Origin of the sequence: Arthrobacter russicus, from assembly GCF_031454135.1 — a bacterium.
Lineage (GTDB): Bacteria > Actinomycetota > Actinomycetes > Actinomycetales > Micrococcaceae > Renibacterium > Renibacterium russicum.
Window position 1 is genome coordinate 1008604 of the sequence record NZ_JAVDQF010000001.1, and the last position, 23289, is coordinate 1031892.

General features: G+C 66.6%; 16 protein-coding genes and 1 tRNA gene. 6 read left to right on the forward strand and 11 right to left on the reverse strand.

The features are described from left to right. The first annotated feature begins 264 nt into the window (after positions 1-264). Genes JOE69_RS04675 through sbnB form a run of 3 tightly spaced genes read left to right on the forward strand, consistent with a single transcriptional unit; the run spans position 265 to position 3130 of the window. The gene (locus tag JOE69_RS04675; RefSeq protein ID WP_309796497.1) at positions 265-1251 is read left to right on the forward strand and encodes an ATP-binding cassette domain-containing protein; all 987 of its coding nucleotides are present in this window, start codon (positions 265-267) and stop codon (positions 1249-1251) included. After that, positions 1248-2075 (forward strand): ABC transporter permease, encoded by an 828-nt coding sequence (locus tag JOE69_RS04680; protein WP_309796499.1) that lies wholly within the window; start codon positions 1248-1250, stop codon positions 2073-2075. Before JOE69_RS04675 ends, JOE69_RS04680 begins: the two co-directional genes overlap by 4 nt. Positions 2076-2122: 47 nt before the next feature. Next, a complete protein-coding gene (gene sbnB, locus JOE69_RS04685) occupies positions 2123-3130 on the forward strand; it encodes a 2,3-diaminopropionate biosynthesis protein SbnB (protein WP_309796501.1) in 1008 nt (335 codons plus the stop codon). 58 nt (positions 3131-3188) lie between these two features. Here the strand turns inward: sbnB and JOE69_RS04690 are convergent, their stop codons facing one another. From JOE69_RS04690 to JOE69_RS04710, 5 genes are all read right to left on the reverse strand, one after another. Then, positions 3189-3332 (reverse strand): hypothetical protein, encoded by a 144-nt coding sequence (locus JOE69_RS04690; protein WP_309796503.1) that lies wholly within the window; start codon positions 3330-3332, stop codon positions 3189-3191. A gap of 1 nt (position 3333) precedes the next feature. After that, positions 3334-3792 carry an MraY family glycosyltransferase gene (locus JOE69_RS04695; protein WP_309796506.1) on the reverse strand — a complete coding sequence of 153 codons (459 nt, stop codon included), beginning with the start codon at positions 3790-3792 and terminating at the stop codon, positions 3334-3336. Between the two features lie 264 nt (positions 3793-4056). Then, positions 4057-4130, reverse strand: a tRNA-Met gene (locus tag JOE69_RS04700). Positions 4131-4290: 160 nt separating this feature from the next. Continuing rightward, positions 4291-7332, reverse strand: coding sequence for a UPF0182 family membrane protein (locus JOE69_RS04705; RefSeq protein ID WP_309796508.1), 3042 nt, complete (start codon positions 7330-7332; stop codon positions 4291-4293). Positions 7333-7487: 155 nt separating this feature from the next. Further along, positions 7488-8654, reverse strand: a complete 1167-nt coding sequence (locus tag JOE69_RS04710) for a YlbL family protein (protein WP_309796510.1) — start codon at positions 8652-8654, stop codon at positions 7488-7490. A gap of 247 nt (positions 8655-8901) precedes the next feature. Here JOE69_RS04710 and JOE69_RS04715 point away from each other — a divergent pair, with 247 nt between their 5' ends. Both JOE69_RS04715 and JOE69_RS04720 read left to right on the forward strand, forming a co-directional pair. After that, entirely contained in the window at positions 8902-10299 is a 1398-nt protein-coding gene (locus tag JOE69_RS04715; protein WP_309796513.1) for a zinc-dependent metalloprotease, read from the forward strand. After that, a complete protein-coding gene (locus JOE69_RS04720; protein WP_309796515.1) occupies positions 10296-10973 on the forward strand; it encodes a class I SAM-dependent methyltransferase in 678 nt (225 codons plus the stop codon). Before JOE69_RS04715 ends, JOE69_RS04720 begins: the two co-directional genes overlap by 4 nt. A gap of 38 nt (positions 10974-11011) precedes the next feature. Here JOE69_RS04720 and JOE69_RS04725 read toward each other — a convergent pair whose 3' ends face one another. From JOE69_RS04725 to nudC, 3 genes are read right to left on the reverse strand one after another with little or no spacing between them, the layout of a single operon-like run. Beyond that, complete coding sequence (locus JOE69_RS04725; protein WP_309796516.1) at positions 11012-11614, reverse strand: M48 metallopeptidase family protein; 603 nt, start codon at positions 11612-11614, stop codon at positions 11012-11014. After that, positions 11611-13740: an ATP-dependent DNA helicase UvrD2 gene (locus JOE69_RS04730; protein WP_309796517.1), complete on the reverse strand. Its 2130-nt coding sequence runs from the start codon at positions 13738-13740 to the stop codon at positions 11611-11613. The genes JOE69_RS04725 and JOE69_RS04730 overlap by 4 nt, the downstream gene beginning before the upstream one ends. Continuing rightward, the gene (gene nudC, locus JOE69_RS04735) at positions 13733-14695 is read right to left on the reverse strand and encodes an NAD(+) diphosphatase (protein WP_309796520.1); all 963 of its coding nucleotides are present in this window, start codon (positions 14693-14695) and stop codon (positions 13733-13735) included. Before nudC ends, JOE69_RS04730 begins: the two co-directional genes overlap by 8 nt. 132 nt (positions 14696-14827) lie before the next feature. Between nudC and JOE69_RS04740 the strand changes: the two genes are divergently transcribed. After that, complete coding sequence (locus JOE69_RS04740; protein ID WP_309796522.1) at positions 14828-16030, forward strand: macrolide 2'-phosphotransferase; 1203 nt, start codon at positions 14828-14830, stop codon at positions 16028-16030. Between the two features lie 94 nt (positions 16031-16124). Here the strand turns inward: JOE69_RS04740 and JOE69_RS04745 are convergent, their stop codons facing one another. From JOE69_RS04745 to JOE69_RS04755, 3 genes are read right to left on the reverse strand one after another with little or no spacing between them, the layout of a single operon-like run. Further along, a complete protein-coding gene (locus JOE69_RS04745) occupies positions 16125-19526 on the reverse strand; it encodes an ATP-dependent helicase (protein ID WP_309796524.1) in 3402 nt (1133 codons plus the stop codon). Continuing rightward, positions 19523-22801 (reverse strand): ATP-dependent helicase, encoded by a 3279-nt coding sequence (locus tag JOE69_RS04750; protein ID WP_309796525.1) that lies wholly within the window; start codon positions 22799-22801, stop codon positions 19523-19525. Before JOE69_RS04750 ends, JOE69_RS04745 begins: the two co-directional genes overlap by 4 nt. Continuing rightward, positions 22798-23202, reverse strand: coding sequence for an MGMT family protein (locus JOE69_RS04755; RefSeq protein WP_309796526.1), 405 nt, complete (start codon positions 23200-23202; stop codon positions 22798-22800). Before JOE69_RS04755 ends, JOE69_RS04750 begins: the two co-directional genes overlap by 4 nt. Positions 23203-23289: the final 87 nt, after the last annotated feature.

Consider the following 23289-nt stretch of genomic DNA (forward strand, 5'->3'; position numbering starts at 1 on the left):
CAGTAACCTGGTAGAAACTTGTGAGAACCCTGTGAAGCATTTCATGCCAATAAATGAAAATCCTTGCGCGATTGCTCAGACGTGCTGTAGCTTTTCATCGGATGATGAAAAATTGATTTTCGGCCGCACGATGCGACGGTTTTTCCCGCCGCTTCCGATGGGGTTTCCAAACCATCCCTATCCCTTTTTTCGGCTTTTCCGGTACCGGATTAATCCGGTACCGCCAAACCCCGACCAGCACCCACACCAGAGGAGTCCGAGCAGATGGACCTCGCGATCGACGTCGCCGATGTGACCAAACAGTTCGGCGACAAGAAGGCGCTGCAAGGTCTTTCCTTCCAAGCACCTCGCGGCCGGACCCTGGCCGTCCTGGGACCCAATGGGGCCGGCAAATCGACCACCGTGAACATCCTCAGTACCAGGACTCCGCCGAGCTCCGGCAAGGCCCAGGTACTGGGGCTCGACGTGGTCGCCGACCGGGCCGCACTGCGCCGGAAGATCGCGGTGGTCCGGCAGGATGCCTGCGTCGACGGATTTCTCAATGGCCGGGAGAACCTCGTGGTGGCCGCCGGGCTCAGCGGCATTCCTGCGGCGGAGGCCAGAGGCCGTGCCGACCGGCTTCTGCAACGGTTCGATCTGGTGTCCGCAGCCGGACGCCGCTTGGAGCACTATTCCGGTGGCATGCGCCGGCGCTTGGACTTGGCGGTGGGCCTGATCAGCCAACCGGCACTGCTTTTTTTGGACGAACCGACCACGGGGCTGGACCCGGTCAGCCGGCAGGCACTCTGGGAGATCATCCGCGAAATCGTCGCCCAAGGAACCGATCTGATCTTGACCACGCAGTACCTGGACGAGGCCGACGCGCTGGCTGACGACATCGTTTTGGTGGCAGACGGACGGGTACTCGCCCAAGGAACCCCCTCCGAGATGAAAGCCCTGGTCGGCCGGAACGAACACGTGGAGATCGTGGTCCTGGACGCGTCCGACCACCGGCGTGCCGCGTCGATCCTCGCTGCGCACGGAGCACTCGACGTGCAGATCGACGCACAACGCGCCCGGTTGACCGCCCGCAACGTCGCTGGGCCGGCCGCTCTGGTCCCGATCCTGACCAGGTTGGAACTCGACGGAATCGACGTGGAAGAGGTCCAGATCCGCAGACCCACCCTCGACGAAGCGTTCCACACTCTCACCACCGGGACGGCGACCGCCGCCTCGACCGGACCAGAACTGGCGATGGGCGGCACACGATGAGCCAAGCAGCAACAATCGGCGCAGGCCCGGTGGCAAATCTGGGATCGCAATGGGTTGCCTTGCGGGCTTTGGTGTCCCGACAGATCTGGCGCACCCTGCGCTCCCCCGGGAAGTTCATCGGAATCGCGATGAATCCGGTCGTCATGGTGGTGGTCCTCGGTTTGATCTTCAAGGACGCGATCCGGGTTCCGGACGGCGTCAGCTACCCGGCGTACGTGGTTGCCGGCGTTGCCGTTCAAGTGGGTGTGGCGGTGCTCGGGCCGACCGCGATCAGCGCTGCCATCGATCGCAAAACCGGGCTTTCGCTACGCAGTGAAACCATGCCGATCCCCTCGCTGCTGCGCTCGATCGCGTTGATTCTCGCGGATCTGGCCGCCGCCCTGGTCGCGCTGCTGCTGGTCTCCGGCATCGGTTTGCTGCTCGGCTGGCGGCCGGCCGGCGGTGCCGTCGCTTTCCTCGGCTCGCTGCTGCTGCTGGCCACCTTCTATGCGGCGATGCTGGCCTGCGCCAGCTTCATCGGCGAACTGATCGACAACCCGGAGACCATCGAACCGGTCGGCGCACTGCTGCTGGTCCTGTTCTCCTTCTGCTCCACGGTGTTCCTTCCGGCCGAAGGCATGCCCGGGCCGATCCGGGCGGTCGCCGAATTGAACCCGGCCAGCATTGTGGCCACCTCGATCCGGCAGTCCTGGGGCCAAGCCACCTTGGTCGATCCGGACAGCCCGCTGTCCATTTACGCCACCCCGTTGGCCTGGACATTCGCCATTGTCCTCGGCGTGGTTTTCCTCACCCTCACCGCAATCCAGCAACGTCGCCGCCGGTGACCCGCCGGCCGCACCCGTCCACCACCTAGAAACGTTGGAAGAAAATCATGTCGAAGACTTTTGACCTGGTCCGCGGAACCACCGTGGCCGCCATCATCGAAGACAAGCAGGCGGTGTCCGCGATCGTGGAAAACACCTACCGGCAGCACGGGGCGGGCCGCACCACGAACCCGGACTCCTACTTTTTGAAGTTCGCCGACCGGCCGGATGATCGAATCATCGCCTTGCCGGCCCGAATCCAGGACCAGGGCGGCGAAGACGTCGCCGGGATCAAATGGATCTCTTCGTTTCCGGGGAATGTGGCAAGCGACCTGCCCCGCGCTTCGGCGATCCTGGTGCTCAACTCGATGGCCGACGGCTACCCCTATGCCTGTCTGGAAGCCGCCGGAATCAGCGCCGCCCGAACCGCTGCCGGCGCTGCAGTCACGCTGCGCGCCCTGCAGTCCAGCCACCCGCTCAGCGACGGAACGGTGAGCATCTTCGGCGCCGGCGTGATCGCCCGGACGATCATCGATTACCTGATCGCCCTGGAACTCCCGGTGCGCACGGTGCTGGTCTGCGATCCGCATCCGGCCAGCGCCGAAGCCCTGATCCAACACATCGGGGCCAAGGGCCTGACCGCCAGAGCGGTCACCGCCGATGAGGCGCTGGAGAGCGGCGTGGTGATCACCGCGACCACAGCTGCGGTCCCGTACATCTCCCGCCCGCCCCGGGCCGGTCAGGTCTATCTGAATGTTTCGCTGCGCGACTTCACGGTCGCGGCCCTGGCCGGAGTGCAGAACCTGGTCGACGACGTCGACCATTGCCTCAAGGCGCAGACCTCGCCGCATTTGGCCGAACAAGCATGGGGCTCCCGGGATTTCATCACCGGAACGATCCCCGAGTTGCTGTCCGGCGACCTGGAACTGGATCCGGAGCTCGGCGTCGTAGTCTCCCCGTTCGGACTCGGTGTCCTTGACCTCGCGGTGGCGGCCTGGGTGCACCGTCGCGCCGTGGCGCAGCAAGAAGCGGTATCCATCGATGGGTTCTTCGCCAGCTTGGACCGCTGGGCCTGAAAGAACGGCGCCGGCGCGGCCTTGCGGCAGCACCGGCGCCCGGATCAGCTCAATGGATTCAGTGCGCGAGCCACTTGATGTTGATGCTGGCGCTGCCCGTCGAGGTGGTGAGGTCCCGCTTGTTGCCGCTGCCATCGACCATATCGATCAGGGTCGTGCTCGCCGAGGCATCGGCCTGATAGGCGATGTTGCTGAAATTCACGTCATTGGACTTCGGCAGGTCTGCCACCCCGGTCGATTCGGTCGGGGTTTCGTGGACTACCTCGGCGGAGAGGTTGCCCTGGTAGCTTCTGCCGGGAGGTGAGCCCCAGACTGCGCGCTTTGCGGACCTTGATGTAATCGTCGAGGAAGCCGATCAGGCCGAGCCCCAGCAATAGGAAGAGCACCAGCAGTCCACCCGGAGCCGGCCCGGGGCCGGCCTGGAGCCGGCCAGCGGAATTAATCAGCAGCAGCACCGCGTACGAGCCGAAGTAGCCGAGGACCGCGGCGCCGATGATCACCACGCCGCCCATCGTCGGCTTGCCGCGTTTCACTTGGTGGTGCACCAGATCATCCCTGATGATCTGGCCGTAGCGGTAGCGCACGAGCACCCGGATGAACAACGGCGTGCCCAAAAGCGCTACCAGCAGGGCGATGCCGCCGGACAGCATGACGTTGACCACGGGCGCTTCCTCTCACTCATCGGGTCGGGCCCCGTGGATCACGGGGCCGGCCCGCGGAGGTTACCGGGACCCACTGAAGCTCAATTTTTACACCAGGGAATGGTCATTCAAGGGAGCAACACGGCGGGAACTGGTTCCGGGGTTTGCGCCTGCCGGCTCAGCCGGCAGGCGCAAACGAACCGCAAAGGCTTAAAACAAAGTGGCCCTGATCGGCATTTCTGCTGGTCAGGGCCACTTCATGCGCACTCTCCAGTGCAACTTTCGTTGCGGGGGCAGGATTTGAACCTGCGACCTCCGGGTTATGAGCCCGGCGAGCTACCGAACTGCTCCACCCCGCGGCGCTAGATCAACATTACCCGCTCGCCTCCCAGGATCCAAATCGAGCCGATCCGCCGGGGGCTACGGTCGAATTCGATCCGGGAATCGGGCAAAAAGGGGCCGGCTTCCACGAGGGAAACCGGCCCCTGCCCCGGCCAACCGGGGTTGCTGCTCAACGGATTACGGCGTCGGCGGAGCCGATGCCGAATCGGAGACTTCCGAGCTCCCGGCAGTCGGTGCACCCGAGGACTGCCCTGACGGCGTCGGGCTCGACGACGGAGCAGGCGCCGGCGCCGCGCTGGCGCCCAGCTTGCCTTCCGCTGCCAAAGCCGCCGCAATCGCGTCGTTGAGCTTCTTCTGCGCTACGCCATAAGCGGCGAAGTCGCTCTTGCTCAGCGCGTCCTGGCCGTCCTTGAGCGCCTGGTTGGCATCCTGCAGGGCCTTGTTCAGGGCGGCCTTGGCATCCGGGTTCTCGCCGGTGCCGGTCTCCCCGGTCGAGCCGGGCGGCGCCGTCGTCGTGCCCTTGTCCTTGTCCCCGGCGCTGGCTCCGGAGTCGCCGCCGAAGAGCTGGTCCAGTGCCGCATCGAGCGTCGGTGCGAAGGCGATCTTGTCGCCGAACGCCACCAGGACCCGCTGCAGCGTGGGGTAGCTGGATTCACCCGTGGACGACTGCACGTAAACCGGCTGCACATAGAGCAGACCACCGCCCACCGGCAGGGTCAGCAAGTTGCCGTTCTTCAGCGTCGACTGGCCCAGCTTCAGGATGTTCAAGGCGTTGGAGATGGTCGGATCGGAAACGAAGCGGTTGTAAACCTGCCCCGGACCCGGGACCAAGGTGTCCGTAGGCAGCGAAAGCAGCCGCAACTTGCCGTAGGAATCCGCTTTCACCCCGTCGGTAGACCCGGCATCGGCATCAGCGGCCAAATAGCCGTAGAGCACGTTGCGCGAATCAGTGCCCTGCACCGATTGCGGAATGAAGTTGGAGGTCAGCGAGAAGGCCGGCGCGGACTGGCCGGGCATCTGCAACGACATGTAGTACGGCGGCTGCTTGGTGTTGTCGCCGGAAGTCGGATCGTTCGGCACGCTCCAGGCATCCGTGTTGTTGTAGAACTCGGCGGCGTTGGTCACGTGGTACCGGCCGAGCAGCTCGCGCTGGACTTTGAACAGGTCTTCCGGGTAACGGATGTGGCTGAGCAGATCCCCGGACATCTCCGAGATCGGCTTGACCGTGCTCGGGAAGATGTTCTGCCAGGCCTTCAGGATCGGGTCCTTATCGTCCCAGGCATACAGGTTCACCGAACCGTCGTAGGCATCGACCGTTGCCTTGACCGAGTTCCGGATGTAGTTGATCGAGCCGGAGAGCGCGCTGGTCCCGGACCGGGTGGTCAAAGAATCCGTGGTCGCCGAATCCAGCGGCTGCTGTTGCGAGTACGGGTACGCGTTGGACGTCGTGTATCCGTCCACGATCCATTTGACCTTGCCGTCGATGATCGCCGGGTACGGGTTGCCGTCGATGGTCAGGTACGGGGCCACCTTCTGCACCCGCTGCACCGGGGTCCGGTCGTAGAGGATCTGCGATTTCTCGTTCACGCCGCTGGAGAGCAGCAGGTCGGTGGACTGGAATTTGATCGAATACGCCAACTTGTTGAACCAGTTGCCGACGTCCGGGCCGCCGTTGCCATTGAAGGTGTTCTTCGAATCAGAGGCGGTGTCGCCGCCCTGCGGCCGGTCGAGTTCCACCGAGGGCGCACCCTGCGGCGCGCCGACGATCGAATAATCGGTCGTGTTCTGGCCGAAGTAGATCCGCGGCTGGTAGCTGGAATCGTCGCCGAGCTTGCCGGTGGTCGGCACGCCGGACTGCATGAACACCGGCTTGCCGTCGGCGGTCGCGGTGTTGCCGTAGGCAGCGACCACGCCGTAACCGTGCGTGTAGACCAGCTTCTGGTTGTACCAGCTCTGCTGCGCCGCCGGGATGCCCGCCGGGTTCAGTTCACGCAACGCGATCACGGTGTCCTGGACCTTGCCGTCCACCATGTAGCGGTCCACATTGAGCGTCTTCTGGAAGCCGTAGTACGGCCGGTACTGCTCGAGCTGGGCGAAGGTCTGCGACATCAGGTTAGGGTCCAGCAATCGGATGTTGGCCGTGGTCGTGGCATCTTGCCGCAGCGCGCCCGGCGCCGCAGTGGTGGTCGCCTTGTACGGGATCACCTCGACGTCGTTGATCCCGTAAGCCGAACGGGTCATATCGATATTGCGCTGGATGAAAGGAGTTTCCACCGTCGCTTCGGAGGGCTTCACCTGGAATTGCTGCACCGCCCAGGGGTAGATTCCGCCGGCCACGATGCCGGTGATGATCAGCATCGCGGTACCGATCACCGGCAACCGCCAGCGGCCGATCACTGCGGCGATGATGAAGAGGATCGCCACGATCCCGGCGGCGATCGCCAGGATCGCCTTGGTCGGGATCACCGCGTTGATATCGGTGTACATCGCACCGGACCGCAAACCGGTGTTGTTCTGCAAGGTGGAGAACCGGTCCAGCCAGAAATTCGCGCCGAGCAGGATCAGGAAGATCCCGGCCATGATCGAAAGCTGGATCTGGGCTGCGCGGGAGGTGAACAGCCCGCGTTCCTGCAGCCGGATCGCCCCGTAGAGGTAGTGCGTCAACAACGCCGCGATGCCGGAGATCAGCACCACCGAAATCAGCAAACCGGAAAGGAAGCCCAGGAACGGCAGGGTATTGGTGTAGAAAGCGATGTCCATGCCGAACTGCGGGTCATTCTGCCCGAACGGGGATTGGAAGATGAAGAGCATCACTTTCTGCCACTGGCCCAGTGCAGCGGCACCGGCGAACAGGCCGAAGACCAACGGGACGCCGATCATCACGACCTTGCGGACCGGCTCCAACTGCGCCTGGTAGCGGTTCAAGTTCTCCTGCACCGGGTTCTCCGGCGCGTACACCGGGCGGGCCCGGTAGGCGAGCTGGATCGACAGGTAGACCACTGCGGCCATCAAAAGGAAGGCGGCAATGAAAATGGCACCCTTGGCGATGTTCTGCCGCCAGAAGATGCCGTCGAAGCCCAGCTGGCTGAACCACAGGACTTCGGTGTAGACATTGGCGAAGAAGACGAACGCGATCACCGCCAATACCAGGATGATCAGGGTGGGCAGCAGTGCGCCGCGGCGGCGCCGTGGTGTCGATGTGCTTTGGCCGGATGTCACAGTGATCCTCTGTCCTCGGTTGCTCGTTCAGTTGCTGATGCTTGTTCGATCGCTAAGCGATTTGTCGGGGCATTCAAGGCCGAAGCACAGAGTTCCCCTAATAGCCCACGAACGACGGCGTTGCGCAGTTCCAATTTCTCCAGCTCTCCTTGCGGTCAGCGTGCGGTACAGGTTGGCAAAGCGGAACTGTCTTGTCCGCTGGCGATTGTCTTGACGGCGTCGAACGCCTCCTTGAGCGTGGCCACCCGGACCACCTGCAGGCCGTCCGGAACCTTGCCGACGACCTCATTGCAGTTGGCGGCCGGGGCCAGGAAAACCGTGGCACCGGCGGAGCGGGCCCCGTACATCTTCTGCACGATCCCGCCGATCGGGCCCACATTGCCGGCGGCGTCGATGGTCCCGGTTCCGGCAAAATGCTTTCCGCCGGTCAGATCCCCCGGGGTCAGCGTGTCGATGATGCCCAAAGCGAACATCATCCCGGCGCTGGGGCCGCCGACATTCTCCAGGCTGATCTTGATGTCGAATGGGAAGACGTACGAGTATTTCAGCAATACCCCCAGGAGGAACCGGCCGTCGTCGGCTTTCGCCGGAGTGACCACCACGTCCTGAGCCGCGCCGTCCCGGAGCACTCCGATGGTCACCGGCGCGCCCTGCCCGGCTGCCAACACTTCCTGCACCACCGAAAGCGCGGTGATCGGTTTGCCGTCGATGCTCTGCAAGCGGTCATTGGCCTGCAACTTGCCGGTCGACGCCGACCCCTCCGGGACCGAACCGACGAGCAGCTCCTGTTGGTAATCGATGCCCAGCAGGCCCAGCGCCGCGGCGCGTGCGGCATCCTGGGAATTGGTCATGTCGGCGGCATTCTGGCTGGTGATCTGGTCTTTGGTCGCCGAAGCCGGATAGACCAGCTCCACCGGGTAGACCGCTTGTTTCGGATCCATCCAGGAGCGGTAAGCCTCGAACAGGTTGACCGAACTCTGCGGCCCGCCGTTGACGTACACCGTGACCATGTCCAGCTGGCCGTTCGCCGGGTAGCTCTGCCGTCCGGTGATACTGATGATCTTGGTGTCTTTGTCGCTGCCCAGGGTGTTCAGCGTGGGTCCCGGCGATTCCACCACATAGGGCGCAGGCAGGATGATCGCGGCCAAAGCCAGCAGCAAGGCGACGACTCCGGAGACCGCCATCGCCACTGCCCGGCCATCACGCGGACGGCGGACCGGCGGCGGGTAACCGAAGCCTGGCTGGCCGAAACCGGTCTGGCCGAAGCCTGACGCGGGGCGGGCGTTCTCCGGCACCGGCTCTCCGCTATGCGCCTGGCTCAAATCGACTCCTCGACGGTCATCACACCCGTCTGAGCGGGCGACATGCTACTGGGTATCAAAGCTCTAGCCTACGCGCTTCGGCTGTGCGGGCACTGCGCCTTGCTCGGCCTAGAGCGAACGGAGCGCGCCGGACGCAGACAAGTCACCCCGGACGGCGGTACCTTGGCATGAACAGCCAGAACAGCTCGGACGGGCCGGACGCCGGATAGGCGGAGGCCTCGACGGGCGGGACAGTCGAGGATGCGCGATGAGCAACGAACCAGCCAACAACGATGACGAGACGCCGCGCGACCCCCTGCAGGAGATCTTGGCCAGTTTGATGGGCGGCAAGGGCTTGGAGGGCATCGACCCGGCCGAGCTGGCGAAAGCCGCTGGTCTGCCCTCGGACCCGAACGCGCTGCAACAGATGTTCGCGCAGTTCCAAACCATGATGAACTCGCCCACCGAGGGTCCGGTGAATTGGCAGCTCGCTCACGACAATGCGCGCCAGGCGGCGGCCGGCGGCGATCCTTCGGTCACCCCGGCGCAATCGCGGGAAGTCGACGAAGCACTGCGATTGGCCGAACTGTGGCTGGACCCGGTCACCGAGTTGCCCAGCACCGGCCTGATCGGCCGGGCGTGGTCCCGGGCGGAATGGGTCGAGGAGACTCTGGGCACCTGGAAACGGCTCACCGAACCGGTGGCGAACAGCATCGCACTGGCGCTCTCCACAACCTTGCAGGAACAGATGCCGGAAGAGATGAAGTCCATGATGGGCGGTGCTTCCTCGATGTTGCAGAACATGGGCGGCGCATTGTTCGGGATGCAGCTCGGCCAGGCCGTCGGTGCCTTGGCCCGCGAAGTGGTCTCCTCTACCGATATCGGAGTTCCGTTGGCCGATCTGCAAATGGCGCTGCTGCCGGCCAACGTCGCGGCTTTCGGCGAAGGGATCGAAGTCCCGGAAGCCGAAGTGCGGCTTTTCCTGGCCCTGCGCGAAGCTGCGCACGCCCGGCTCTTCGTGCAGGTCCCCTGGCTCCGCGGGCATCTGCTCGGCGCAATCGAAGCGTATGCCCGGGGCATCCACATCGACACCTCGCGGATCGAAGAGTTGGCCCGCGACCTCGACCCCTCGGATCCGGAACGGATCCGCGAAGCCCTCTCGCAAGGCGTTTTCATGCCGCAACGCACCCCAGCCCAAGACGCCGCGCTCAGCAAACTGGAAACCGCGCTCGCCTTGGTCGAGGGATGGGTGGACGAACTCAGTTTCGAAGCGGCGGCCCAGTTGCCTTCCGCTGCGGCGCTGCGGGAAACCGTACGACGCCGCCGGGCCACCGGTGGTCCCGCGGAGCACGCCTTCGGCTCCTTGGTCGGGCTGGAGCTGCGACCGCGCCGGCTTCGGGAAGCCGCGACCCTCTGGGCCGCGTTGAAGGAACAGCGCGGGGTCGCCGGACGCGATGCGATCTGGAAACACCCGGACCTGCTGCCGACCGCGGAAGACTTGGACGATCCCACCGGCTTCAGCGAACGCCGGGAAATGGCCGAGGCTTCGGATTCGGCCGTGGACGAGGCCTTGGCGAAGCTGCTCACCGGCGGTTACGAACCGCAATCCGGAGCCGGCCCGGACGACGGCGAGCACCCGGAGGACCCCAGCACGCCCAAGGAATGACCGAGCAGATGCCCGGGCATCTGCGCGAGACCGCGGCCGCCTACGACCTGGTCGCCGAGGACTACGCCGCGCTGCTGCGTGACGAGCTGGCCGGCAAGCCGCTCGACCGCGCGTTGCTGGCCGCCTTCGCGGAAGCCGCCGCCCAATTCGCCGGCGCCGAAGTGGCCGACGTCGGCTGCGGGCCGGGCCGGATCGCCGGCCATTTGCGCAGTCTGGGTCTGACCGTAACCGGCATCGACCTTTCCTCGGAAATGCTCAAGGTGGCCCGTCGGGATCATCCAGGGATCCGCTTCCAGCAAGGTTCGATGCTGGATCTGCCCCTGCCGGAGGCCTCGTTGGCCGGAGTGCTGGCTTGGTATTCGATCATCCATCTGCCGCCCGCGGAACTGCCCCGTGTCTTCGCGCAGTTCTTCCGGGTGCTGCGCCCGGGCGGGCAACTCCTGCTCGCATTCCAGGCCGGGCAGGAGAAACGCCGGATCACGCAGGCCTACGGCCACGACGTCGCCCTCGACGCCTACCGGTTGCCACCGGACGAAATCGAACAGCTGCTCGTTTCGGCGGGTTTCGGTCTGCGCGCCAGCGTGCTCCGGCAAGCCGAAGCCTGGGAGAAGACCCCACAGGCCTATCTCCTCGCCGAGAAGCCAGGCCGGCCGGCGCAAAGTCCGGTGGCCTGACCCCCCCCTCCTGGGCAGCCGCAGCGCCGGACCGCCGATCAGGCTTCTGTTTCGGCCAGGGATCCGGCGTCCGGCTGGTCGTCTGCCATGCCGCGGCCCAGCGCGAAGCTCACCCCGGCCAGAAACGCCTTCGCTTCTTCGGTCCTGGGGTAAGCCGTGAGCAACGCCCAGAATTGCGGTCCGTGGCCCGCCACCACCAAGTGCGCGAGCTCGTGCAGCAAGACGTAGTCCACCACCCACTCCGGCATGCCTTGCAGCTTGTCCGAGAGCCTGATGCTCTTTTCCGCCGGAGTGGCCGAACCCCAGCGCGAATTCTGGTTGCCCACCCATCGGACTGATTCCGGCACCGCCCGGCCCTGCAAATACCGGGTGGAAAGCTCCCGGGCGTGGTTCATCAGCGCGTCGTCGTTGCGCCGTTTCGGCGCCGACTTCCGCCTCGAGGATTCCAAGCGCTGAATCATGGTGCGCACCCATTCGCGCTCCTGCCGCCGGGTGAAGCTGGCCGGAATCGCCACCACGGCTTTGCCGTCCTCCCAAAACGCGCTCACTGTGCGGCGGCGCCGGGCCGAACGCCGGACCACCACCGGCAGCCCGTCCACGGTGCTCAGATCAGTCGGCTCGTCCCGGAACCCGGCTTTCATGGAGCCGGCAGGAGGTTGAGGACGGCGGCGCCGTACCGTTCGAGTTTCGACGGTCCGATCCCGGCGACTTGGGCGAGTTCGGCCAAGGACCCGGGTTTCGCTTCGGCAATCGCCACCAAGGTGGCATCGGTGAAGATCATGAACGCCGGGATCTGCGCCGTCCGGGCCTCCTCCAGACGCCAATTGCGCAACGCCTCGAAGGTCTGTTCGTCGTAACTGGCCGGGCAATTCCCGCACCGGCCGATCTTCCGCTCCGCGCCATTGGCCAGGGCATTGCCGCAGACCCGGCAGGTGGCCGGGGGTTTGCGCGAGAGCTTGGCGGCGCTCCGGAAGCTTCCGCTCCGCGGTGCGGCCGCCGTGCTGCCCGGGCGCAGACCGTCCAAGAACCGCGACGGTTTCCGGTGCGCGCGTCCGCCTGGCGTGCGGGACAGCGACCAGCTCAGATGCAGGAACTCCCGGGCCCGGGTAATCCCCACATAGAGCAACCGCCGCTCCTCGTCGACGCCTTCGGCCGTGTCGGCGAAGCTGATCGGCATCAGTCCCTCGCTGAGCCCGACCAGGAACACCGCATCCCACTCCAAACCCTTCGCCGAGTGCAGCGAGGCCAATGTGACGCCCTGCACCGTCGGTGCGTGCTGGGCTTGCGAACGCTCTTGGAGTTCGGCGACGAAATCAACCAGGCCGAAGTCCGGGCCTTCGGCCACCGGCTTGCGCGACCGCACCAGTTCGTCGGCCAGGGAAACCAAGGCGGACAACGACTCCCAACGCTCGCGGACCGCTCCGCTGCTGGCCGGCGGATCGTCCGTGTAGCCCAGGCTGCCCAGCACATCACGGACCTGCTGGGACAGCCCGGGGGCGGCTTCCTGGTCGTGGGTTCCATCCGCCCGGGACGCCGCGCGCAGCGACAAGATCGCGTCACGCACTTCCTTCCGGGCGAAAAACCGTTCGCCGCCGCGCAATTGGTAGCCGACGCCGGCCGCCGAAAGCGCCTGTTCGTACGCTTCCGATTGGCCGTTGGTCCGGAACAGCACTGCGATTTGCGCCGCCGGAGTGCCGGAATCGACCAGGCTCTTGATCCGCGCAGCGACCGCAGCGGCTTCCGCCTCGTCGTCGCTGCTTTCCAGGAACGCCGGCTCCGGGCCGGCCGGGCGCTGGGCCAGAAGCTGCAGCGGCTGCGCCCAAGCGGCGTCCGCGGCCCGGCCGGAAGGCCGGCGCGCGGCGAGCAATGAGTTGGCCAGCTGGACCACCTGCGGCGTCGAACGGTAGTCCCGGACCAGCTTCACCACTTGGGCCTTGGGAAAGCGCTTGCCGAATTCCAAAAGATGTTTGGAATTCGCGCCGGTGAACGAATAGATCGTCTGGCTGGAATCGCCGACCACGCAGAGCTCTTCCCGTTCGCCGAGCCAGAGCTCCAAAAGCCGCTGCTGCAGCGGCGAAACGTCCTGGTACTCGTCGACCACGAAATGCCGGTACTGCTCACGCACGGTCGCCGCCACCCGCTGGTCTTCCTGCAGGATCCCCACGGTGAGCAGCAGCACGTCTTCGAAATCGATCAGATTGCGGTCGGTCTTGAGATCTTCGTAGGACCGGAAGATCCGGGCCATCGTCGTGGTGTCGAAACCGCCGGGCGTTCCACGTTCCGCGGCGTGCTGGGGGTAGCTGTCCGGGGTGAACATGGAAACCTTGGCCCATTCGATCTCCGCGGCCAGATCCCGGACCGCAGCCCGGTCGGTGCTCAGTCGCAGCCGACGGGCGGATTCCGCGATCAGTGCCGCTTTGTGGTCCAGCAAGGCCGGAAGCGCTCCGCCGATCGCTTGCGGCCAGAAGAACTGCAGTTGCCGCAGCGCCGCAGCATGGAAAGTCCGGGCTTGGACGCTGCCCACGCCCAGATCCCGCAACCGGGTGCGCATTTCGGCAGCTGCCCGGGCGGTGAACGTCACGGCCAGCAGCCGTTGCGGGTTGTAGCTGCCGCCCAGCACCCCGTACGCGATCCGATGCGTGATCGCCCGGGTTTTGCCGGTACCGGCGCCGGCGAGCACGCACAAGGGGCCGGTCAACGTGGTCGCTACCGTGCGTTGTTCCTCATCGAGCCCGGTCAGGACCCGTTCTTCCAAACTTTCAGACATCTGCCCGACTCGTCGGCTCCTCGATCAAACCGCCATACCAATCTTCGATCAGCGCCCGGGCAATGGACATCCGGTGCGAGATGATGACCTCGCCGCTGAGCACCGCTGCTTGGAGCTCCGCCCGGCTGAACCAGCGCGCCCGGGCCACCTCGGCGCCGTCGGGCGTGGCTTCGGCATCCTCGGTCCAGGCGGTGTAGCCGACCATCAGCGAGGCCGGGAACGGCCAGGCCTGAGAGCCCGCATAGGACACCCGGTGGATCCGAACGCCCACCTCTTCGCGGATTTCCCGGACCACCGCCTGCTCGAGCGATTCGCCCGGCTCCACGAACCCGGCCAGCGTGGAGAACCGATTCGGCTCCCAGGTGGCCCCATTGCCCAGCAGCAGCCGATCGTCCGCACCGAGCACCGCGACGATGATCGCCGGGTCAGTGCGCGGATAGTGCTCGGAGTTGTCCACCGGGCAACGGCGGACCCAGCCGGAAGCTTCGACCGTGGTGGCGGTTCCGCAACGCGGACAATGCCGGTGCACCCGGTGCCAGTTCAGAATCGCCAGCGCTTCGATGAAGTACTGGGCCTGGGCTTGCGGCAGTTCCATGCCGATGCTGCGGAATCCCAACCAACGCGCGGATTCGCCCGGCCCCGGCTCGGCGCCGGGCAGCCGCTCGTCGGCCAGGTCGTCATCAGCCGGATCGTCGTGGACCAGCTCCACCGCAAGCAGCTCGGTGCCGTCCTCGCTGCGGCCCAAATACACCACCGGCCCTGCCGCCGGTGCCGGAAGGCCATCCCGCAAGAACACGATCTGCCGGTCCCGGACCAGGGTCTTTCCGTCCCGGACGGCCAAATACTTGGTGTTCGGCGAGTTCACGAGCGATTCCAGGAATCCCGTTTGCAGACGGCGTTCGCTGCCCCGGTCGATCGCCGCGAGCTGCCAGGGCAAGGCGTCCATTCCGGTCATAGTCCTACCGTACTGACTAGCTCGGACAATTCACATTCCGGGCTGCCCGAAGGTGCGCTGTGATTTGGCCGGTTCCCGCGACTCGCCGCCGCAACTAGCCCCGATCCCGCCGGGCAGCCTTACGGTGGAAAGGTGAGACGTACACCTATCGAACTCGCTGCCATCGCCAGCGCTGCCGTTCCCGGCCTGAGCCCGGTCGCGGCCAGCTACGAACCCGACGACGCCGTGGACTTCGACTCGGCACTGCTGATCGACGGCGATCGCAAACGCTGGCGGGTCCGCGCACCCAAGCATGTCGAGGCCAGCACCCGGCTGGAGACCGAGCTGCTGGTACTGCGGGCCTTCACCCCGGCGATCCGCGCCGAGTTGCCCTTCCTGCTGCCGACGGTCGCCGGCACCGTGCGGATCGGTGAGCTCACCACGTTCGTGTACTCGCATATGGCTGGTCGGGTCACCGGTTTGGACGCTCTGGCCAGCGGTGGCACCGCCACCGCCAAAGAAGTCGGCGCGGCCATGGCCGCGGTGCACGATTTGCCGGTCGGTTTGGTGCAGCAGGCGGACCTGCCGTCGTACACCGCGAATGAATTCCGGCAACGCCGGCTCAACGAACTGGACCAGGCCGCAACCACCGGGAAGATCCCGGCTGCCTTGTTGCGCCGTTGGGAACACGCTTTGGAGGACATCGCCCTGTGGCGGTTCAACCCTTGCGTGGTGCACGGCGACATGCACGAAGACAACATCTTGTTCGATGACGGGCGGCTCACCGCGATCACCGGCTGGACGGATTTGCGCATCGGTGATCCCGCTGACGACTTCGCCTGGTTGATCGCGATGGCGGACCAGAGCTTCGCCGATTCCGTCCAGGAGAGCTATTCGGCGGCGCGTACCGGGGCCCTGGACCGGCATCTGCTCCGCCGAGCCGCGCTTTCCGCGGAATTCGCCTTGGCCCAGTGGCTGGTCCGCGGCGTCGCGGCCGGCGACCCGGCGATGATCGCCGAGGCCGAGGACATGCTGCACACTTTGGAGCAGGACATCGCCGAACACGGCGGGCAGCCGATCAGCGTCGAAGCCCCGGTGGTTCCGGTCTCGACCCCGGCCGTGACCATCGGCAGCGTGGCCGATCCGACGCCGACCGCCGATTCGGCCGGAGATGCCGGCGAAGCGGAAGATCCCGGTACCGCACAGGTTCCCGGATCGGAACCCAAAGTCGCCGTGGAAACGATCCCGGATGAGCCGTCCGATGCTGCGGCGACGGGTTCGGCCGATTCCGGCGATTCCGGGCATCCGGACAATACCGAGACCACGGCGCTGAAAACCGTCTCGCACACCGCCTGAGCCGGTCGACCGGCCGATCAAAGTGACTTCGTCCGGTTGAGCTTCGTCCGGTTGAGCTTCGTCTGGTCAAACTTCGTCCGGTTCGACGATCCGGTCACCCGGGCAGGCCGGGACCGGGCAGTTCCGGGGCGTATGCCGAGGTGACGATTGCTTCGAGTTCCGCCGGACCGGCCAAATCGGCCACCCGTTCGGTGTGGTTCTGCGCCACATAGTAGAACGCCGCACTGACCCGTTCCACCGGGACGCCGTGCAGCCGGGCCCAGGCCAACCGGTAGAGCGCCAACTGGACCGTGCGGTCCCGCAGTTCCTTGCCCCGGGGCAAGCGCCCGGTCTTCCAATCGACCAGTTCCCAATCGCCGTCCGGGGTACGGAAAACCGCATCGATCCGGCCGCGCACCACCACTTCGGCGACCCGGGTTTCAATCGGGACTTCGATATGCTCCGGCACCCGGTCCGCCCATTCGGAAGCCTCGAAATTCCGTTTCAAGTCGTCCAACTGGTAGGCGTCTTCGATGAAGTCATCGGCCGAACCCGGGAATTCGCCCAGGTCCAATTGGCCTGCCCGGCCGAAATGTTCTTCCACCCAGGAGTGGAACGCGGTGCCTTTGCGTGCGGAAATCCCCGGTTTGCGGGGTACCGGACGCCGGATCCGCTGGATCACCGCTTGCGGGTCGGTTTGCAACTCGACCAAAGTCGAGGCCGAAATGTGTGCCGGCAATTCGACCTCGACGGCCTGGCCGCCGCTGGCCCGCCGTTCGAGCAGCCGCCGGGCCTCGGTCCCCCAGCGCGGGCTCAGCTCGGTGAGTTCCGGCACTGTGCCGGCCCGGTGCAGTGCAGCAAGCCGTTCCGCAGCGGCGCCCACCCGGCCGGCGGCCGCGGTCAGGCTCAGCCTGCGGTTGCCCCGCGGCGGCATGATCCCGGCCGGGGTTTCCAGCTCCGGCCCGGTCAACGGATCGTAGGGCCACTGCGCACGGATCAGCTCGGCGCGCTGCGGATTCTCTTCGGGCAGCTCCGAATCGTCGGGCCAGTGCGAAACCTGGATCCGGGAGTCGGCAGAGTCGGAAGATGCCACCAGTTCGGCTAAAAACGGCGACACTTCCTTGGCTTTGACCGCGGTACCGGCGAATTTCGAGGTGCTGACCGCCAAATAGTTCCGGGCCCGGGTATACGCGACATACGCCAGCCGCCGCTCCTCCTCCTGCGCGTGCGCTTTGACCTGGTCGCCGAAGTCGGCGAGTGCCTCGAGCCAGCTCTTCTGGTCGCTGCCGCCGAGCTCCCACACCGGGAGGTCCGCCTGGTCGCCGCGCAGCGGCCAGGGCAAGGCCCGGTTGCCGCTCCCCCAGTGCTCGGCGCGATCACTCGGGAAGCTTTTCGCCGCGAGCCCGGGAACGTAGACTTCGTCCCATTCCAATCCCTTGGCCGCATGGACGGTGAGCAGTTGCACCGCACCGGGCACCGGTTCCACGGCCTGCATCTCCAAACCGTTTTCCTCGTCCTCCGCGGTGCCGAGCCAGGCCAGGAATGCGGCGACATCGACCCGTTCGGCGCTCTGCAGGAACGCTGCTGCCGCGTCTTGGAAGGCGTCCAGATGGTGCCGCGCCCGGTGGTAGGGCAGGCCGGGCTTCGCTGCGAGCTCGATATCCAGCAGGATGGTCCGCTCCACTTCGCCGATCAGGCTGAGCAGATCATCGCCGACAAAACGGCGCAGCCCCCGGAGCTCGTCGCGGAGCGCCAGCATCCGGGCCCGTCCGACCGGGCTGAGCTCACGGGCAGATTGCGGCCAGAAGTCCGCGTCCAAGGCGTCCAAGGCCTCGACCAGGCTGGCCGATTCGGCGTCGTCGGCCGCTGCGGGAGCTGCGCTGCCGCGCGGCTCGCCATTCGGGCCGGTTCCGCCGTTCCGGGCGTGCTTGGCATTGGCCGCGAGATACCGGGACCAGTCGGCCAGGGCCATCAGGTCCTTGGCCCCGATCCGCCATCGGGCTCCGCTGAGCAAGCGCATCAAGGCATCCGAACGGCTCGGATCGACCAGGACCCGCAAGCTGGAGACCAGATCGATCACCTCGGGCGTGGCCAGCAACCCGCTGAGTCCCACGATTTCGTAGTCCAGGCCGCGTGCGTCGAAAGCTTCCTGCAAGGCCCCGAATTGCGCACGACGGCGGCAGAGCACGGCGATGCTGCGCTGTTCCGGCCCGGCTGCCCGGTCCCACTCGGTTGCCTGCTCCCGCTCCACCAGGCGTGCCTGCCGGCGCCGCCGGTCCAGGATGTCCTCCGCGATGGCTGCTGCCTCGTCTGTTTCGGTTCCGAACCGGGCCAAGGCGACTTCTCCGGCCGGCGCATCGGGTCGGGGCCGCAGTTCGGACAACGGCACCGGCGAATCGGCGTGCTGTTGCTGCGCGCTCCGGTTGAGTTCCCGGGACATCACATTGGCGGCGTCCAGGACTGCGAGCGAGTTCCGCCAGGCAATGGTCAACGCCGCGGTGGCTGCCGGGCGGCCGTCGGCGCGCCGGAAGATCTCCGGGAAGCGGAACAGCTGCCCGGCCGAAGCCCCGCGGAAACCGTAAATCGACTGGTGCGGATCGCCCACGGCGGTCACCGGATGCCCGCCGCCGAACAACGATGCGAAGAGGGTCAGCTGGGCGTGCGACGTGTCCTGGAATTCGTCCAACAGGACTATCGGGTGCTTCTGCCGCTCCTGTTCGGCGACCGCCGGAACCCGCTGCGCCAATTTGGCCGCCAAGGCCACCAGATCGCCGTAGTCCAAGGCATTGCGCTGCGCCTTCGCCCGTTGGTAACGCCGCACCAGGTCCGCCACCCGGGCCCGGGTGGCCAACCGGTGCCCCAGTTCCACCGCCTTGGCAGTCGGGCCACGGCCCTTCCCGGAAACCAAGGGCAGCGACTCGAACCCGCTGGCCAGCGAGGCCAGCCAGGATTCCACCTCGGCCGGGTCCCGCAAGTGTTCGGAACATTCCGCGGAGAGCGAGACCACCGCCTGCACCAAGGTGCTGACGCTGCCGGAATAGCCGCTCAGATCGCCGTCGTAGCCTTCCACCACCTGACTCGCCAACTGCCAGCACTGGGCCTGGCCCAATACCGTGGCGTCCCGTTCCACTCCGATCCGCAGTCCGTAGTCGGCCACGATCGAGTTCGCGTAGGAATGATAAGTGGCGATCACCGGTTCCAAGGCTTCCGGGCCGAGGGCTTCCGGACCCAAGGATTCCACCAGTTCCGGTGCCGAAAGCGCCAGCTGACGCAGCTGGGAGCGCACTTTGGCGGCCAGCTCGCCCGCGGCTTTGCGGGTGAAAGTCACCCCGAGGATGTCTTCCGGCCGGGCCAGGCCCTGCGCCACCAGATGCACCACCCGGTCCGCCATCGTGGTGGTCTTGCCGGATCCGGCGCCGGCGATCACCAGCATCGGCTCCAGTGGGGCCTCGATGATGTTCAACTGCTCGTCGGTGGGCCGGCGGACCGCAGCGGGTTCCGGCTGCAACGGATTCATTCGGTCACCTGCTTGCCCCGGCACAGCGGACAGACGTCGGGCAACGGGCAGGGCCGGCGGCCGGTCGCCGAAGGATCGTGCACTGCGACGAATTCGGCGGCCGACATCAGGACCGCGGCTTCACGGACCAAGGGCGTGGCCCAGTCATCCGCCGGATCCACGGCTGCTTGGAATTGCGGATCGTGCTTCTGCGTGCCGTCGCCCAATTGCACCAATGCGGCCCCGGCGACTTCGGTTGCTCCGGCAAGGCCCTGCTGTTCGGCGAGTCCGGCGAACGCCCCGTGTTCGGCCGCGACCTGGTAGGCGCCCAACTGCGGGTGGCGTTCCAGTTCCGCCGCCGTGGGCTTGTGCTTCCCGGTCTTGAGGTCGACCACCAGCAAACGGTTCTGCGCATCGACTTCGAGCCGGTCCACAATGCCTTTCAGCGCGGCGATCCGATCGCCGTGCACTTCGACGCCGAAGCCCTGTTCCACGCCGATCAGCCGGCGGCCCTCCGCGGACATCAGCCGCAGGTAGCCGGCGAGTTTGAGCAGCATCCGTTCCGCCCGCCGCCGCTGCGCATCGCTGTGCCAATTCTCCGGCAACCCCAAAGCCGGCCAACGGTCATCCAAAGCAGCCAATAGATCCTCGGCCTTGCCGTCCGGCAAATCCTGCGCAATGCCATGGATCAAGGTGCCCAGGCTCCGGGCCAGGTCCTGTTGGGCTTCCCCGCCGGCCGCTTGCAGGAACCAGGACAACGGGGAGTCGTGGACTGCTTCGATCCGGGAGGGCGAGACCGGGACCACCGCCTCGGGCGGCAGCACCGGGTCGGTGGAACTCAACGCGGCCAGCCCCCACCAGCTCTCCGGATCGGCACCGGGAACCCGGCGCCGGGACAGCTCGGCCAAAACCGTAGCGGCTTCGTCGGGCGTTGCGCTGCCGGGTATGCCTATCGGCCGGGCTTCATTGGTCTGCCGCAATTCCGCGACCAGGGACCGCAAGTTCTTGGGCCGACGGACTTCGGTCAACGGCCGAACTGCGCCTTCGGCTTCCGGCGGCAAGGGATCGACCAGATCGAGGAAACCGGACGGCTGTTCGTCTTCGGAGGATACGCCGACGCAGATCAGCCGCTCGCTGGCCCGGGAAATCGCGGTGCTGAAGCTTCGCAGTTCGTCGTATCTGATGTCCCGCATCCGTTGCGCGGCGGTCAGCCGCTGGGCGGCCGCGGAGCCCAGCTCCAGAACCTCGACCAGGTATTGGCTGCCCAGGAGTTCGCCGCGCAGCCGGTTGTTGGGCCAGACCCCTTCCTGCAGGCCGGCCACGATGACCACCGGCCATTGCCGGCCGGTCGCACTGGCCGGCGTCATCACTTCGACCGCTTCCGCCTTCCCGGCCCGGGCGGCGAGCGTGTCCATCGGCAATTCCTGGTCCAGCAAATAGTCCAAAAATGCCTCCGGGCTCGCAGCCGGAGACTGTTCGACATAACGTTCCGCGGCTTGGAACAGCGCCATCATGGCATCCAGATCGCGATCGGCCCGCGAGCCGGTGCTGCCTTCCCGCACCGCCGCAGCGGCCCATTCTGCGCTGAGCCCGGTGGCTTCCCAGAGCGCCCAGAGTACGGTCTGCGGATCCGCCCCGGGCTCGGCGAGCGCGCGGACGCCCGCCTGAAGCACGCTGCTGACCCGGGCCGCGGCGCGCCCGTCCACACCCAAAGCGGCCAATTGCGCAGGGCGTTGAAAGGCTTCGACCAGCAGCTCGTCGCTGCTGCGTCCGCCGCCCGCCGAGAGCTCTTCGGCGCGCAACAGCTTGCGGATCCGCCGCAGCTGCACCGAGCTGAGCCCGCCGATCCGGGAGCTCAGCAGCTCGACTGCCGCATCGGCGTCGAGCAGCTCCGGGCGCAGGGCCAGCCGGAACGCCAGCAGCAGCGGCCGGACTGCGGGTTCATCGCGCACCGGAGTTTCCGCGGCCGGGATCCGCACCGGGATGCCGTGCGATGCCAAGTAGCGGCCTACTGCGGCAAGCTGGCTGCCGGTGCGCACGATCACCGCGATCTGGCTCAATGGCCGCTGCAGGTCGATCTGGAAGTGCATGATCCGCTCGGCGATGAAGCGCCGTTGTTGCACGTCGGAGCCCACGACGATCGAGCTGACCGCCGGTTCCGCCGCCGGTTCAGCCGCTCCGGCTAGCTCAGCCGCTCCGGCCGGGAACACCAGGCCCCGGGCCTTGTGGCCGCCCCGGCTCTGCGCGATCCGATCGGCCACCCGGCGCCACGCCTGGGCCAGCGGCGGGCTGAGCCGGTGCGACCGGTCCAGCACGGCTTCGGCCGCGGCGAGTTCGTCCCGGAGCGCACCGACCAGGTCCGGACGGGCGCCGCGGAAGCCCTGGACCACCACGTCGGGGCAGGCCGTCATGAGCAGATCCCGGCCGGTCCCGATCCGGCGCAGCACCCCGTGTGCGGCACGACCGGTTTCCTGCAGGTCATCGACCAGGATCAGCCGGTGCCGGTCCCGCTCTTGCTGCAGCCACTCCGGATGCGCATCGAACACATCGCTCACCGCGCGCAGGATGCCGGCCGGGTCGTAACAACCGGGATTCTTCAATTCGATCAGGTCGCGGTACTCGGCGAAGAGCTGTGCCGCGGCTAGCCACTCGGGCCGCTGGTTCTGCACTGCCAACCGTTCCAGGTCGGCCGGCAGAAGCCCGTTGTCCACCATCCGGTCGAAGAGCAATCGGACTTCCTGCCGGAACCCCCGGGTACCGAGTGCCTCCTGCATTTCGAGGGGCCACTGCGGACCGGCGGAGAAGCCCAGGGCATGGCCTTCCAAGAGTTCCCGGATGAACAAGTCCTGTTCCGGACCACTGATCAGCTTCGGTCCACGACCGGTTTTGGGCAGCACCCCTTCGGCCTGTGCCCGGCGCAGGACGTCGAAGGCGTAGGAGGCCCAGCTGCGGGCCGGCGAGGTGCTCACGGTTCGGTTCAACCGCGCGCTGAGCGCGTCCCGCAGCCGCGCTGCGGAGATCCGGCTCGGCGTCAGCAGCAACACCTGGGCCGGATCGACGCCGTCCTGCTCGATCCGGCGGACCGCTGCTTCCACCAGCACGCTGGACTTACCCACCCCTGGAGCACCCCAGATGAGCAGCGGTCCGGTCCCCTGGCGCAGGCCGACGACGGCGGCCTGGTCCGGACTCAATTCAGGGGCGGCCGAATTGCCGCCCGCCGGTGGCACGAGACGCAGCGCCGGGCCGCCGGCGGTCGCCGCGATGGGCTGCTGCTTGGCGCCAGGATGCGAGTTCAAGACTCCATCAGATCATCCGGTTCGGACATTTTCTTCTCCCGCGGCGCCAAACTGTCCGCGATCCGGTCGATCTCCTGCCAACCCTGCTCGTCCGGCTGCCAGCGCGCGCGCTGGATGTCCACCCGCCAGGAGGCATCCTGCCCGGTGGTTTTCCCGCGCAGCGGAGTCGCTTCGGCGCGGTAATGGGCCAAGGCCCGTTCGCCGTGCCCCTCGGCGGGGTGTCCGCTGGCCCGGAGCACCCGCCACCATGGGACCTGGTCGCCGTAGTGGGACATCACACTGCCTACTTGGCGCGGACCGCCGTCGTTGATCATTTCGGCCACATCGCCGTAGGCCAGCACCCTTCCCGGCGGGATCAGCCCGGTGAGTTGCAGCACCGCGTCGATGTAGTCCTTGCGCATGCCACTCAGCTTAACGAATCGGAAGCCGCCGGCCGGCACCGGCACGCCTGCACCCGGTTCCGGACCGGTGCGGAACTGTCGGTGCGG